General features: G+C 35.8%; 12 protein-coding genes. 6 read left to right on the top strand and 6 right to left on the bottom strand.

Going from position 1 to position 15,064, the window contains the following annotated elements:
- Positions 1-41: 41 nt before the first annotated feature.
- The gene (locus CQA66_RS03880; RefSeq protein WP_104762417.1) at positions 42-1,070 is read left to right on the top strand and encodes an SAM-dependent methyltransferase; all 1,029 of its coding nucleotides are present in this window, start codon (positions 42-44) and stop codon (positions 1,068-1,070) included.
- Positions 1,039-1,917, top strand: a complete 879-nt coding sequence (locus CQA66_RS03885; protein ID WP_104762416.1) for a bifunctional riboflavin kinase/FAD synthetase — start codon at positions 1,039-1,041, stop codon at positions 1,915-1,917. The genes CQA66_RS03880 and CQA66_RS03885 overlap by 32 nt, the downstream gene beginning before the upstream one ends.
- 200 nt (positions 1,918-2,117) lie before the next feature.
- On the opposite strand, the gene CQA66_RS03890 is transcribed toward CQA66_RS03885, so the two are convergent.
- Positions 2,118-3,473 carry a class II 3-deoxy-7-phosphoheptulonate synthase gene (locus CQA66_RS03890; RefSeq protein WP_104762415.1) on the bottom strand — a complete coding sequence of 452 codons (1,356 nt, stop codon included), beginning with the start codon at positions 3,471-3,473 and terminating at the stop codon, positions 2,118-2,120.
- A 227-nt stretch (positions 3,474-3,700) separates the two neighbouring features.
- On the opposite strand from CQA66_RS03890, the gene CQA66_RS03895 reads away from it, so the two are divergent.
- Positions 3,701-4,954 carry a glucose-6-phosphate isomerase gene (locus tag CQA66_RS03895; protein ID WP_104762414.1) on the top strand — a complete coding sequence of 418 codons (1,254 nt, stop codon included), beginning with the start codon at positions 3,701-3,703 and terminating at the stop codon, positions 4,952-4,954.
- Between the two features lie 56 nt (positions 4,955-5,010).
- Here the strand turns inward: CQA66_RS03895 and CQA66_RS03900 are convergent, their stop codons facing one another.
- On the bottom strand, positions 5,011-5,922 hold the full coding sequence (locus CQA66_RS03900; protein WP_233707663.1) for a DUF2156 domain-containing protein: 912 nt from the start codon (positions 5,920-5,922) through the stop codon (positions 5,011-5,013).
- 139 nt (positions 5,923-6,061) lie between these two features.
- On the opposite strand from CQA66_RS03900, the gene hisD reads away from it, so the two are divergent.
- Positions 6,062-7,384 carry a histidinol dehydrogenase gene (gene hisD / locus CQA66_RS03905; RefSeq protein ID WP_104762413.1) on the top strand — a complete coding sequence of 441 codons (1,323 nt, stop codon included), beginning with the start codon at positions 6,062-6,064 and terminating at the stop codon, positions 7,382-7,384.
- Between the two features lie 25 nt (positions 7,385-7,409).
- Here hisD and miaB read toward each other — a convergent pair whose 3' ends face one another.
- Positions 7,410-8,717, bottom strand: coding sequence for a tRNA (N6-isopentenyl adenosine(37)-C2)-methylthiotransferase MiaB (gene miaB, locus CQA66_RS03910; RefSeq protein WP_104762412.1), 1,308 nt, complete (start codon positions 8,715-8,717; stop codon positions 7,410-7,412).
- Positions 8,718-8,988: 271 nt separating this feature from the next.
- Positions 8,989-9,243, bottom strand: coding sequence for an HP0268 family nuclease (locus CQA66_RS03915; RefSeq protein WP_104762411.1), 255 nt, complete (start codon positions 9,241-9,243; stop codon positions 8,989-8,991).
- A 176-nt stretch (positions 9,244-9,419) separates the two neighbouring features.
- Between CQA66_RS03915 and typA the strand changes: the two genes are divergently transcribed.
- A complete protein-coding gene (typA, locus tag CQA66_RS03920) occupies positions 9,420-11,222 on the top strand; it encodes a translational GTPase TypA (RefSeq protein WP_104762410.1) in 1,803 nt (600 codons plus the stop codon).
- A 163-nt stretch (positions 11,223-11,385) separates the two neighbouring features.
- On the top strand, positions 11,386-12,327 hold the full coding sequence (gene hemH, locus CQA66_RS03925) for a ferrochelatase (protein WP_104762409.1): 942 nt from the start codon (positions 11,386-11,388) through the stop codon (positions 12,325-12,327).
- Positions 12,328-12,331: 4 nt separating this feature from the next.
- Here the strand turns inward: hemH and CQA66_RS03930 are convergent, their stop codons facing one another.
- Positions 12,332-12,931: a ribonuclease HII gene (locus tag CQA66_RS03930; RefSeq protein ID WP_104762408.1), complete on the bottom strand. Its 600-nt coding sequence runs from the start codon at positions 12,929-12,931 to the stop codon at positions 12,332-12,334.
- Positions 12,928-15,003, bottom strand: coding sequence for a ferrous iron transport protein B (gene feoB / locus CQA66_RS03935; RefSeq protein WP_104762407.1), 2,076 nt, complete (start codon positions 15,001-15,003; stop codon positions 12,928-12,930). The genes CQA66_RS03930 and feoB overlap by 4 nt, the downstream gene beginning before the upstream one ends.
- Positions 15,004-15,064 lie beyond the last annotated feature (61 nt).

Consider the following 15,064-nt stretch of genomic DNA (forward strand, 5'->3'; position numbering starts at 1 on the left):
TGATAGCCAATTGCATCAATTAATGGAATCCAAAATTAAGCATGCGTTTAGATCAATATATAGCCACTACTTATAAATGTTCAAGGCATAAAGCACACGATATGATTACAGAATCTTTTGTCTATGTGAATAATCAAAAAACCACTAAACCAGCTTATTGCGTTACAAAAACTGACGTTGTTACCCTTACGCAAGAGGCATTCATTGCAGGAGAATTATACTATTCAAGAGCTGCGTTAAAATTACAAAGATTCCTTGACACTATCTCTAATAGCAGTGGAAAAATAATCAAGTACAACAACAAACAATCTCATATCACAGCTAATATTCACTATCAACTTCAACCATATACAATAAGCGAGTGCCACACCATTCATCAGAATCATTCAAAAGAAATCGCTAACATAAAACAATACATTACAGACAATCTTATTGCCAATCAAATAGTGCTTGATGTGGGCGCGAGTAGTGGAGGATTTACTCAAGTGCTACTGGCAAAAGGAGCGCATTCTGTAATAGCGCAAGATGTTGGATCAATGCAGCTCAACAAAAATCTTAAAGAGAATATGCGTGTGTTTTCACTAGAAAATCTCGATATTCGTGATTTAAGCAGTCATAAAAGATTCTGGTTAGAATCTTTGCTGACAATATCTTTACTGCGAGATTCTAGAGATTGCGACATAAAATTACCAAGATTCCAATCGTTGCAAAATCTCTGTGCGATCCATAATGCAAGGCATATTACATCTAATTCGCAACAACCATACACAACCAAACCTTTTATTATGCTTACCTGTGATGTGAGTTTCATTTCCTTACGTAATATTTTAGATTCTCTATATTCTTTAAGCAATCATTTGCTTCTACTCTTTAAGCCACAATTTGAAGTCGGGAGGCTCGCACAACGTGATAAAAAAGGAGTTGTTACTGACAAAATAGCCATTAAAGAGTCTCTTTTGTCAATATTATCTCTTTTAGAAAACTATGGCGCAACCTTGTTATATGTTGAACAATCACAAGTGAAAGGAAAGGCTGGAAATGAAGAGTTTTTTATCTTTTGCCAATTCTAAACTACCCTATAACTCAATCGCCATTGGTAAGTTCGATGCTATGCACAAAGCCCATATCAAACTCCTTAGTTTAGTCGGCGATAATGGATTGGCTCTTAGTATCGCTCAAGTCAAACCACCATTTATCACACCCCCACAAGAACGCGAAAAATATACACAAGTGCCGTGTTATCGTCTAAGGTTTGATGTAATTAAGTCATACAGCCCACTGCAATTTCTTGAATTACTCTTTCATGTTTTGCCAAACTTACAGAGAATAATTGTAGGTTATGATTTTTGTTTTGGAGAGAATCGAATAAGCAGCACTTCCGATATTAAACCACTGCTTACAAGTATGGGGAAATCGCAGGTAGAGGTTATTATCTTAGAATCTCAAAAATGTAACGACATGCCCATTCACACGAGTATCATCAAAGAACTTATAAAATATGGAGATATAACCAATGCAAATACCCTGCTTTGCAGATTCTATACAATCAAAGGACTAGTAATAACAGGTCAAGGTATCGGGCGAGAAAAACTCTATCCCACCATCAACGTTGCAACGACACTCTATTTGTTGCCAAAATATGGCGTTTATGCGGGTCTGTGTTTTTTTAACAAAAAAACCTATAAAACCGTAATATTTGTTGGCAATCGATTAAGTACGGATAAGCAATTCTGTATTGAGTGTCATGTTATAGAAAATGCTACAATACAAATCGCAAAACGAGAAATTATCGAGATAAGCTTTGTTGAAAGAATACGTAATAATCAAAAATTTGAAAAACTAGAGGACTTAAAGGCGCAAATTACACAAGACATCAATAAAGCAAAATTGCTACTTCAGCATATAAAAGACGCATAGCTTAACGTATGGAATATTTCATTGAAATCCTTAGCTCTGTGGAATATGCCAAGATCATCTATTATCTTAAAAGTGGCTAACAACAAATTCAATAATTGTTACTTAAGAATATTAACTTTGTTATGCGATTAAAGATTACTTACTTTTAAGAATCATATAAATCATACTAGGATTAAACTTACAATCATCTATTAGCAAAATTATTTCTGTAAAATTTCAGCTAACATAAAGCTCAATTCTAAAGCCTGTGTAGCATTTAAACGTGGGTCGCATTGTGTATGATAATTTTTGTGAAGGCTAGATTCATTAATATCTTGGACACCACCTAAACACTCTGTAACGTCTGTTCCAGTCATTTCGAGATGAATACCACTAGCAATGCTGCCCTGCGCTTTATGTATAGCAAAAAAGCTCCTAATTTCGCTAACAATATCCGTGAAAGAACGTGTTTTGTATCCGCTGCTTGCTACTTTTGTATTACCGTGCATAGGATCACAACTCCAGACAATATTTCGCCCTTCTTCACAAACCGCACGTAATAATGCAGGAAACCTCTGCTCTATCTTATCTGCCCCCATACGTACAATAAAAGTAAGCCTACCACATTCATTCAAAGGATTAAGAATATCGCAAATCTTAAGAAGATCGTCTTTTGTTGCATTAGGACCAATCTTCACGCCCAAAGGATTTTTTACTCCACGTAAAAACTCCATGTGTGCATGATCAATATCGCGTGTACGCTCACCAATCCAAAGAAAATGCGCGGAGCAATCATACCAATCCTTACTCAAAGAATCTTGCCTAGTAAGTGCCTCTTCATAATTAAGCACTAAGGCTTCATGTGAGGTATAGAATGACACCTCTTTAAGCTGCCTAGTGGTTTGAGTATCAATACCGCAAGCATTCATGAATCGCAGTGATTTCTCAATTTGGCTTGCCAATTCTTCATAACGTTTCCCAAAGTTATTGTTTGCAACAAAGCCCAGATTCCAATTATGGACCTGCTCTAAATTAGCAAAACCGCCTTGAGAAAATGCACGCAACAGATTCAACGTGCTGGCACTTTGATGATAACCCTTTAGTAATCTTAAAGGATCTGGTTCTCTTTTATCTAACTCTTGAGAGTTAATCAAATCTCCGCGATAACTTGGATAACTCACACCATCAATTACTTCAACATCGTTACTTCGTGGTTTGGCGAATTGTCCTGCTAATCGACCAACTTTAATAACAGGACGACTCGAAGCAAAAGTAAGAATCACGCTCATCTGCAAAATAATCTTAAACATGTCGCGAATAGCATTCGTGCTAAATTGCGAAAAACTTTCTGCGCAATCACCACCTTGCAATAAAAAGCTTTCACCACGGCTAGCTTTTGCAAGCTTGTCTTTAAGACTATCTGCCTCTTTCGCAAAAACCAATGGAGGGAAATTACTTAACTCTCTTTCAACAGATTCTATACTCTCCTTATTCACATAGCAAGGATGCTGCTTAATGGGGAAATCTCTCCAACTTGCTTTATGCCAAGCAGATGTAGCTATCTTATCTGCGCTCATACTATCTACCTTAAACTAAAATTTAGTAACAGATTTTATACTAATTTCCATTAAGGTAATATTAACAGAATCTAAATTTAGATCTGCAATTCGTTTAACTTTTGTTAATTTAACTTACCACCAATACAAAATTCAATACTAAATCATCTTGCAACTCAATCCCTACCATATATGAAATCTCAATTTCTTTAGTAAAATATTACTTCCCATTTACAAAGGAGTGCTTCGTGATTAAATTTGACTTGCATTTTACAACAACATCTAATACCCAAGAAAAAGAACAAGTCTTTGAAAGAATCAAAGATGAAAGACAAACACAAAAAAGTGGCTACTACAATCTCCCTTATGAACGTAAGGCACTGCAAGATTCTACCAAGTATATACAGGCAAACGCTGAAATACTCAAAGATATAAGTCATATCATTATTATTGGAATAGGCGGTAGCTCGTTGGGGCTGAAAGCCATTGAAACCATGCTCTACCATTTGCCACACAGAAACAATATCTCACTGAAATTCCTTGAACACACGGACCCACTAAAAATCCAAAAATCACTTAAGAAGATTTGCATTCACACAAGTCTCTTTATTGTTATTTCTAAGTCTGGAATGACAATAGAGACTATTTCTCTTATGAAATACTGCGTGTGGCGATACAACCTCTTGGAATCTTCACTAAAAAAACGTCTACTGATTATCACAGATAAAGATTCTCCATTACTACAATGGGCAAAACAAAACCATATTTACACCATTGTTATCAATAAAAATATTGGAGGAAGATTCAGTGTATTGAGTGCAATAGGTATTGTGCCTTTAAAATTACTCGGCTATAAAGTTGAGGAAATATTGGAAGGTGCTAAAATCTTGCAAGATTCTTTTTTTGCAAGACAAGAAGAACATATTTTAGAAAAAGCAATATTCATGGCGAAACATCATGATTCATTGCCTATGAATATTCTTTTTTCATACTCAAGTTCATTTTGTAATTTTAATCTATGGTATATGCAGCTATGGGGAGAAAGTTTAGGTAAAACCAATATCTACAATACCAATATAGGATTAACACCCATTAGCCTCATAGGCAGCATAGACCAACATTCATTTTTGCAATTAATCCTAGAGGGGAAAAGAGACAAAACTATTACCTTTCTTGGTATCAATCAAGACTATTATAATGAGCTGGTTATCCCTGACATAAAAATACAAGAATTAGAAGCAACAAATTTTGTAAACGCTACATCATTTGCAAAATTACTCGCCACACAAAGACTTGCTACCATGCAGGTTTTACAAGAAGATAACTTACCAATAGATTCAATACAACTTGATTCGTTATATGAAAAAAATATCGGCGCATTAATAATGTACTATGAATTGCTCACTTCTGCCGTAGGCTGCATTTTTGAAATAAACACTTACAATCAACCGGCAGTCGAACGAGGAAAGAAATTATTGCATAAAATATATAAGCAAATATGAAATATTAAGAATCTTGTTGTTTTCTTAGCAAAAAGTATGCTATATATAAATAGATTTCAAGTAGTTATAATCACTTCATATTTTTCTAAAATACTCTCTGGATTATAAGACATCTTTGCTTTACGTAGCCCCTCAATACCCAAATCTTCTTCACGATTAACATACGTAACATGTGCAAAGCAATGTTGCAAAAGTTGCTGATTAATAGCCTGATAAGCACCGCGGTAATTAATGTCTGCTTTTTCTATATGAATAACGCAAAACGTATCAGAAATAATTTCACCAAAGCTAAAGGCGATAATTGTCGAATCAAAACGTAATAATCCTCCTTTAAAATCAAGCTGCCCATAATTTTGTAGCGCACTACGAATGCCTTCCGCCTCATTGATTAAGCCCTCATCGGTGTAGTTTTGCGACCACAGATTCCATGTTGTTTGTAACTCTAAGAGATTATTAGAATCTATTTCTTCAAAACTAAACCCCTTATATTCTTCAAAAAACCGATTAAGATGATTCTTCTTCTTGTGGTATTTTCTACCCGATAAGCTAATAAGATTTTTTGTAAGATAGATATAATCACTTCTGTCCCTATTAAATACGGGTTGTATATCCCCAAAAACATCACGTAATATGGCAATATTTTTTTGCTCTATCGAATGAAACTCTAAAGGAATTGCCAAAAAATCACAATAATGTTTTAAAGCTTGCAAGCACAAATGCTTATCGCCTGCTCCTATTGGAAAAAAAACAAAAGGATTTTTGTCAGGATAAGTCGTTTTAATAACTAAGCATTCATGGATAATTGCAAATTCAATCTTACGAGCAAGCCTCCAAAGAAATAAATTTCCAAAACTCACATCGGAAATCATAAACGGATCTTGTCGCAAATATGTAGAAATTATCTCTTTATCACAAAGTGTAATTTCCTTAAAAGATATTTCGCTAGGCTGCATAAGATTTGCAATCATAGATAACCCTTTAATTATATTTTGCGAAATTTTATCGTATTTGAGTAAAATTATAGAAGTTGCGAATAGCCTAAATGAGTGTTTATTGTTGTGCAACTTTAATGGACACCCTAATAACAAATAAAGACAAGGAATACTAATGATTAAATTACTTGACACAACGAATCCTACTTTTGCACAAGATTTTAACACTATCCTTTTAAGAGCCAAAAGCGATATAGATCATCTCATTCCTGAAGTTCTCGCGACATTGCAAGACATACGACAAAGAGGCGAAACTGCTCTTACAGAATCAGTAAAAAAATATGATAAATGGAATCCAACATGCCTGAAAGACTTGCGAGTAGATAGGAATCTTGCAGAAGATGCCTATAAAAAGCTTGATTCTCATTTGCGAAAAAGCTTGCAAACTGCTTTTGAAAGAATCTATGAATTTCACATTCTGACTAAACCAAAAGGCTTCATTCATCACGATAAATTTGGGAATCTTTTAGGCATGCAAGTTTTACCCGTATCGCGAGCAGGAATTTATGTCCCGGGAGGCAAAGCATTTTATCCAAGCTCCCTACTCATGAATGCCATTCCCGCGAAAGTTGCAGGAGTGCCAGAAATTATTATGACAACTCCTACTCCAAACAATCAAATCAGCGAGACACTTCTAGCAAGCATACATCTTTGTGGAATTACAGAATGTTATAAGATTGGTGGAGTAGGAGCTATTGGTTTGCTTGCTTATGGTCTCCAAGACAATGATGGGACTACTATCTTCTCAAAAGTTGATTGCATTAGTGGACCTGGAAATATCTTCGTTGCAACTGCTAAAAAGCTAGTTTTTGGTGAAGTTAACATTGATATGATAGCTGGTCCAAGTGAGATTGGTATTATTGCGGATTCTAGTGCAAATCCAGATTTTATCGCCATCGATATGCTCTCTCAAGCCGAACATGACGAAATGGCGAGCTCATTACTCATTACTAATGATGCAAGGCTTGCTCGGGAAGTAGCGAGAAAAATCGAAGAGAAGCTTGTCAATCTTTGCCGCAAACAAATCGCCACTACAAGCATTACCCATAGAGGTGCAATTATTGTTGCTCAAGATTTAGAAGAAGCGGCTTCCTTAATGAATCAGATAGCACCTGAACATTTAGAAATCATTACGCAAAACCCTTATACTCTTTTACCATTAATCAAAGCTGCAGGTGCGATATTCTTAGGACATTATACGCCAGAAGCTATTGGAGATTATTTGGCTGGACCAAATCACACGTTGCCAACAGGAGGAAGTGCTAGATTCTTTTCCCCATTAGGAGTACAACATTTCTGCACGAATAGCTCTCTTATTTCCTTTTCTAAAAGCGGGTTAGAGAATCTCGCTGCAGATTGCGCTGCATTAGCGCAGCAAGAAGGTTTAGAAGCGCACAAACTATCAGTACTCGCAAGGCTAAATAATGCATCATGTTAATTATGATATGAACGTGTGTATGTAATTAAAGTAATTTTGCATAGAACGTGCCACCTTGCACTTCGGTAATGACAACATCCACAATTTCCCCTATATCAACGAATTCATTTTGGATTCTAACAAGCCTATTTGTATCGCTTTTCCCTTCACTAAAAGTATCCGCTAATGAACTTTTATTAGAATCAATAAGTATAGTATGCCTTTTGCCTAATTCATTTTGACTATTTTCTCGCAAAATTTCCCTATGTCTGTTTTGCAATCTTGTTAATCTTTGTTTGGCTATATCCTTTGGGACGTTGTCTTTATCACCCCACGAATGAGACAAAGTATTAGGTCTAGCAGAATAAATAAAGCTATATAACGTATCAAAACGTACAGATTCTAAAACTTTCATAGTTTCCTCAAAATCTTCATCACATTCACCAGGAAAGCCCACAATAATATCCGTACTAATACTGACATTTGGCACTCTTTCTTTAAGGTAGGCTATACGATTAAGATACCATTCTTGCGTATAACCGCGTTTCATCTGCTTAAGCACCTTATTAGAACCACTTTGCAACGGAATATGAATGCTCTTGCAAATCTTAGGGTTATTCGCAAATTCATCTAAAAATACATCATTCATATGCAATGGATGTGGACTTGTAAAACGTATTCTTTGTAAGCCATCAATCTTGCTTAACTCTTGCAAAAGCATAGTGAAGTTAATTTTTGGTTGCGCTGTGCTAAAACGAACGCCATAATTATTAACATTCTGCCCTAAAAGTAAAATCTCTTTTACTCCTCTTGCAACGAGCTTTTGTGCCTCTTCGTAGATTAACGTAAAAGGTATAGAAATCTCTTTACCGCGTGTAAAAGGCACGATACAATAGGCACATTGCTTGTCGCAACCAATGGAAATATTTAATGATGCCCTATAACCATTTGGTTTAGAATCCGAAAAGACATACATACTATCATCGTGACTTGTATCTACTTCAACTGCTTTTGGTGTATGAATGATACTTGTAATCTTAGAAATATTTCTTGCGCCCAATACAAAATCTACATGCGGAGATTTTTTAAGAATCTCATGCCCTAAAGCACTTGCCGTGCATCCGCATACGCCAATTTTTGCACCTTCTTTTTTATGTTTTGCAAACTGCCCTATTTCACTAAAAAGCTTTTGCTCTGGTTTTTCGCGCACAGAGCAAGTATTAATGAGTATCAAATCCGCTTCATTCAAATTTGGAGTTAAAGTATAACCTTCTTTTTCCTGTAACTCTGCAATAATATGTTCGCTGTCACGCACATTCATAGCGCAACCAAGTGTCTCAATGTAAAGCTTCATAATGTCCCAACTCTGTTGAAATAACCACTATCTTCTCACTTCTCGAAATGCAATAAATCTTCTTATAACATGTTGTAAATCATATTAGTTTGTATAAACTCTATCGTTCATTACGAAATGCCGCGTATATCTGGAGTTTTGCCTGATAATCTGACAAATATGAAACATTGATTCAGTTATGAATCTATATGATTCTAAATCAAACAATAAATCACTTCAAAAATTCTTGAGATTTCATTTTTTACTTAGCAATTCGCAAAGTCCAACAACATTACAAAATATGCATCTCGTAAATATAATCCTTTTCATCCATGCTGATTTTCAACTCTCGAATAATCGTTGAACGTTCTTTGTTTTTAAAGAAACTCTCAATTTTCTTTAAATTCTTTTCTGGATTCTCTCTATCTAAATAAAATATTGCGCCACGTTTGTCATTATTGTTCACAATTTCTGCCATTCTCTCTAATGTTATGCTCTCTTGAATAGAATCTGATTTTAATGACTGCTTGGCAAGTTTAATTTCCATAGTATTCCTCCTCACTATTCAATCAAAACAAAATTGTAGCACACAATCCAATGCTTAAAAGATATTTTCCGTTCTTACATGCTATCTAGTGAATATTAACGTTTGTTTATTATCAAATAATTAGTCTAATTTAGATAGAATTCGATTTTTTAATTCTTTCAGAGATAGGAATATCTATGCAAAACATACGAAATATCGCTGTTATCGCTCATGTAGATCATGGTAAAACAACACTAGTCGACGGACTTTTGACTCAATCTGGCACTTTCAGTCAAAGAGAACAAATTGATGAACGTGTCATGGATTCTAATGATTTAGAGAAAGAACGTGGAATTACCATTCTCTCCAAAAACACGGCTATTAAATACAAAGGCACAAAAATCAACATTATTGATACTCCCGGGCATGCTGATTTTGGTGGAGAGGTTGAACGTGTTCTGAAAATGGTTGATGGCGTTTTGTTGCTTGTTGATGCGCAAGAAGGTGTGATGCCGCAAACAAAATTTGTTGTCAAAAAAGCTTTAAGTTTCGGAATCCGTCCTATTGTTGTTATTAACAAAATTGACAAACCTGCCGCGGAACCAGACAGGGTTGTTGACGAGGTTTTTGACTTATTTGTAGCTATGGATGCAAATGATTTTCAGCTTGATTTTCCTGTAATTTATGCCGCTGCACGTGATGGCTATGCAATAAAGGAGCTAGAAGACGAAAAAAAGAATCTTGAGCCGCTTTTTGAGGCAATTTTAGAACATATCCCAGCTCCAAGTGGCAGCAGCGATAATCCGTTGCAAATGCAAATTTTTACTTTGGATTATGATAATTATGTAGGGAAAATTGGTATTGCAAGAGTGTTTAACGGACGTGTGAAAAAAAATGAAAACGTTATGCTTGCAAAAAGCGATGGTGAAAAAGAGAGCGGACGTATCACTAAGCTTATTGGATTCTTAGGACTTGCACGAACAGAAATAGAATCCGCAGAAGCAGGTGATATTGTTGCTGTTGCAGGATTTAACGTTATTGATGTGGGAGATTCTATCGTAGATCCAAATAATCCCATGCCGCTTGACCCAATGCACTTAGAAGAGCCAACAATGAGTGTGTATTTTGCCGTGAATGATAGCCCACTAGCAGGCTTAGAAGGCAAACATGTAACCGCCAATAAACTCAAAGACCGTTTATTAAAGGAAATGCAAACAAATATCGCGATGAGATGCGAGGAAATGGGGGAAGGGAAATTTCGCGTTTCTGGACGAGGAGAATTGCAAATTACGATTCTAGCAGAGAATCTTAGGCGAGAAGGTTTTGAATTTAGCATTTCTCGCCCTGAAGTAATTATCAAAGAAATTGACGGTATAAAATGCGAACCTTTCGAACATTTAGTGATTGATACGCCTCAAGATTTTAGCGGAAATATCATTGAACGACTAGGACGAAGGAAAGCTGAAATGAAAGCAATGAATCCTATGAATGATGGCTATACAAGGTTAGAATTTGAGATTCCAGCACGAGGATTGATTGGTTATCGAAGTGAATTCTTAACCGACACTAAAGGTGAAGGCGTGATGAATCACAGCTTTTTAGAATTTCGTGCATTCAACGGCAATGTAGAATCACGTAAAAATGGCGCATTGGTAAGTATGGAAAATGGTGAAGCAACCGGATTTTCACTCTTTAATATCCAAGAACGAGGCGTGCTCTTTATTACTCCACAAACAAAAGTCTATATAGGTATGGTTATTGGCGAACACAGCAGAGATAATGATCTTGATGTCAATCCTATTAAGGCAAAGCATTTAACAAATATGCGTAGTAGCGGAGCCGATGAAGCAATCAAGCTTGTACCGCCAAGAGATATAACGTTAGAGCGAGCATTAGAATGGATTGAAGACGATGAAATTCTGGAAGTTACACCGCAAAATATTAGAATAAGAAAAAAAATATTAGAGCCAAATATGCGCAAAAGAGCAAAAGGAAAGTAGGCAATAGTATTAATAAGGAAATTTCCAATTATTGCTACAATAGTTTCTCATCGATTAGTATGGCATCTTCAAGAATCAACCATTTAAAGAGTCTCCGTCTATTCAAAAATCAATTAACCTTTTTGCATTATTATTTCGGCTTTATAAATCAATAAGGATTGGTATGCAATACAAAAATGCCGTTATTCTGCTTAATATGGGAGGACCAAATAGTCTACAAGAAGTTTCTAGTTTTCTTAAAAATATGTTTGCTGACCCTTGTATTCTTAACGTTCAAAATACATTATTTCGCTCGTTATTGGGGAATATTATTGTTAATAGTCGTATTGAAAAAAGTAAAAAAATCTATGAGGCTTTAGGTGGCGGTAGTCCCATTGCAAAAATCACTTTTTCGCTTACACAAAAGCTGCAAGCAAGGAATCCATCTACCTTGTATACTTACGCTATGCGCTATTCTCCACCGTTTTGCTATGATGTATTAAGGGAAATCCAAGATAAAGGTATCTCTGATATTATATTGTTTAGCATGTATCCACAATACAGCACTACAACGACGCTTTCCTCTTTTAATGACGCACTGAACTCACTAAGGAAACTTGCCTTTCAACCCTGTATAACAATTGTTGAGAGATATCACAACCACAAACTCTATATAGACGCCATTGCTAATACCTTACAAACTAATCTAAGTAATGCAAACCCGCAAGATTTTGTACTCATTCTTTCTGCGCACTCTATCCCTATTAGCCGAATCAAAAAAGGCGATCCTTATCAATATGAATGCGAACAAAGCAAAGATTCCCTAAAGCAAGCACTTGAAAAGAGAGGAATAAGATTCCAAAACATTGCTTTAAGTTATCAGTCTAAAGTCGGACCTGTAAAATGGTTAGAACCAAATACACAAGATATTATTCAACAACACGCCCCTAAAAATATTATAGTTTATCCGTTAAGCTTTAGCATTGACAATTCCGAAACACTTTATGAGCTTTGCATGCAATATCGCGAGCTCGCTAGTTCAGTAGGAATTAAAGATTATCGTGTATGTCAATGCCTCAATGACAGCGAGGACTTTACGCAGCTTATCCTAGCATTAACACAATAATTTTTCATTCAAAAGAGATTCGGTAGCTTTTGCGATGAAAATCACAATAACCAAATTTTAAGATTCTCTGCTTATGTGTTTTTGTTAAATATCCTTTGTTGTTCTTAAAGTCATATTGTGGAACAATCTCATGTAATGTAAGCATTTCTTTATCTTTAGAAAACTTTGCAAGAATAGAAGCCGCACCAATCAAAATATTAAGACTATCTCCCTTAATTAAAGTGCTCACATTCGTTATGCCAAAATTTGTATTGCCATCAAAGATAATAGAGTGCGAATCCTTTTGTATTGCAAAATGATAGAGCTCTTGCAGACTTTCTTTTAAACAATGCTTTAATCCCAAACTATCAATTTGCTTGGCATCATATTGAATAATTTTATAGAATCCCCGATGTAAATTAAGATATGTCATTATTTTCTGTGCGATTTCATTGCGCATTGCAAAGCTTAACTTCTTGCTGTCCTTTATCCCCAATAACGCAAAATCAGCTATACAATCACTAGGAAGAATCACTGCTGCCATAAACAAACTACCCGCAACACATCCTCGACCTGCCTCATCTATCCCACATAACATTGTAACTTTATTTGTTTTAGTTGTCATTCTATGAACCACGAAGTAATCTCATGCCCGATAAATGCAAATACATAAGCAACTAATGTCGTAAACAATAAAAGATACAGGAGATAAATTTTCTTGCCACTTTCATAGGCAAATGTTGCGCTAGCTGCAACACAAGGAATATAAAGCATAATAAACAAAATAAAAGCAACCGCCCCCGGTAAAGCAATATGCGAACGTAATATCTCCTGTAATGCCTTACTTTCTGCCTCATTTTTCTCAACAGAATCTCCCAAAGCATAGAGAACGCCTAAGGTTGTAACAACCATTTCTTTTGCTGCAAAACCCGTAATAAGAGAAACAGACAACCGCCAATCAAACCCTAATGGCGCGAAAAAAGGATAAACAGCTTGCCCCAAACGTCCAGCAAAACTATATTCTAGCTGTCTTTCTTGTCTTTCTTTTTCTAATCGTGCAATTAGGTTTTGTGCTTCTTCGCTCTGTAAGGATTGTTTATCCGTAAGCATTGGTTGAGAATCTGTCTGAAAATCCACTAAAAAAGATTCGCTTGTATCCAAATGTTTATCAAGATTCTCTATGTTTGCAATTTTTTCGTCATATTCTTGCTCTATTTCCTCACTCTGCGGAAAAGTAGCCAAAACCCAAACAAGAATAGCACCAGCTAAAATAACTGTGCCGGCTTTCTTCAAAAACATATAGCTTCTACTCCATACGCTAAACCATATCACTTTGAGAGTGGGCATTCTATATCGTGGCATATCCATAACAAAAGGTTCGCTCTCTCCACGAAAAACAAGCTTTTTAAGTACCCATGCTAAAAGCAAAGCAATAAGTACGCCGCCCATATAAATACTAAACATGACAATCGCCGCGTATTGAGGGGCAAAAAAAGCACCAACAAAAAGTAAATAAATAGGAAGACGAGCACTACAACTCATAAAACCTATAATAAAAAGTGTAAGGAGTTTATCTCTCCTATTCTGCAATGTTCTTGTCGCCATATATGCAGGTACAGAACAGCCAAACCCCATAACAAGCGGTATAAAACTCCTACCGTGCAAGCCAAAACGAAAAAACAATCCATCAAGCATAAAAGCTACTCTGGACATATAGCCGCTCCCCTCAAGGAGAGTTAATCCTAAAAATAATGTCGCAATAAGAGGCAAGAAGCTCACCACTGTGCCAACACCATTAATGATACCATCGCCAACAAGAGAGGCTATAAAGGCATTGGGTATCTGTTCTTTGCTCCATACGACTATAACGCTTACAGCATCTTCTATCAACCCTTGAAAAAAACTTCCCACTACAAAGCTAATTTGAAAAACAAGAAACATTGCACAAAGAAAAATAGGGATACTCCAAAGCTTATGCAATAAAACAGAATCTATTTTTGCTGTACTACGTGCCCGCAGCTCTGATAGCTTTTGTACGGAACTTGCAAGCTCTCTTGCATAACTTGCAATCTGATTAGTAATAGCAATAGGTTTAAGAGCACCTTGAGAATTGGTTGTGGAATCCACAACACCCCAACGCACAGAATGCGGTAAATAGTTACGACTCGTATGTGCTGGGGCATTCTCTTGCTCTTCATAGAGGGCAATTAATGATTCTAAAAGCGTATTGAGATTTTGTTCTCTAGTAGAAGAAACCGCACAAACCCCCAATCCCAATCTCTGGCTAAGAGCTTGTAAATTGATTTCTAATCCATCCGCCTCTGCCTCATCAATCATATTTAATGCAATAAAGAGCGGTTTTTTGAGCTGCTTTTGAAATTCTTGGAGCTGCAGAGTTAGAATGAGATTACGTTCTAAATTTGTAGAATCTATAACATTGAGTATAATGTCATAAGTATCATTTGATAAAAATTCCTTACAAACCTTTTCCTCCATAGTATAACCATTAAGAGAAAATGTGCCCGGTAAATCAATAATATTGATTTGATAATCCTTATAGGTAAGTTTGGCTTCTGCTTTTTGAATAGTTACTCCACTAAAATTACCCACGCGCATTTTTGCACCGCTCAAGGCATTAATTAATGAACTCTTCCCAACATTTGGTTGTCCTACTAGCACAATACTAAAGGTTTTCATAAGATTCCTAATTACTAATTTTTAGATTATAATAATAGGAATTTTATTGAGTTTTTGTTAA

The sequence above is a fragment of the Helicobacter aurati genome, from assembly GCF_003364265.1.
Lineage (GTDB): Bacteria > Campylobacterota > Campylobacteria > Campylobacterales > Helicobacteraceae > Helicobacter_A > Helicobacter_A aurati.

Bases quoted from the DNA above. Each gene is read 5' to 3' on its own strand.
- CQA66_RS03880 (WP_104762417.1), top strand. From the start codon at position 42: ATGCGTTTAGATCAATATATAGCCACTACTTATAAATGTTCAAGGCAT.
- CQA66_RS03885 (WP_104762416.1), top strand. From the start codon at position 1,039: ATGAAGAGTTTTTTATCTTTTGCCAATTCTAAACTACCCTATAACTCA.
- CQA66_RS03890 (WP_104762415.1), bottom strand. From the start codon at position 3,473: ATGAGCGCAGATAAGATAGCTACATCTGCTTGGCATAAAGCAAGTTGG.
- CQA66_RS03900 (WP_233707663.1), bottom strand. From the start codon at position 5,922: ATGATTGCAAATCTTATGCAGCCTAGCGAAATATCTTTTAAGGAAATT.
- hisD (WP_104762413.1), top strand. From the start codon at position 6,062: ATGATTAAATTACTTGACACAACGAATCCTACTTTTGCACAAGATTTT.
- miaB (WP_104762412.1), bottom strand. From the start codon at position 8,717: ATGAAGCTTTACATTGAGACACTTGGTTGCGCTATGAATGTGCGTGAC.
- CQA66_RS03915 (WP_104762411.1), bottom strand. From the start codon at position 9,243: ATGGAAATTAAACTTGCCAAGCAGTCATTAAAATCAGATTCTATTCAA.
- typA (WP_104762410.1), top strand. From the start codon at position 9,420: ATGCAAAACATACGAAATATCGCTGTTATCGCTCATGTAGATCATGGT.
- hemH (WP_104762409.1), top strand. From the start codon at position 11,386: ATGCAATACAAAAATGCCGTTATTCTGCTTAATATGGGAGGACCAAAT.
- CQA66_RS03930 (WP_104762408.1), bottom strand. From the start codon at position 12,931: ATGACAACTAAAACAAATAAAGTTACAATGTTATGTGGGATAGATGAG.
- feoB (WP_104762407.1), bottom strand. From the start codon at position 15,003: ATGAAAACCTTTAGTATTGTGCTAGTAGGACAACCAAATGTTGGGAAG.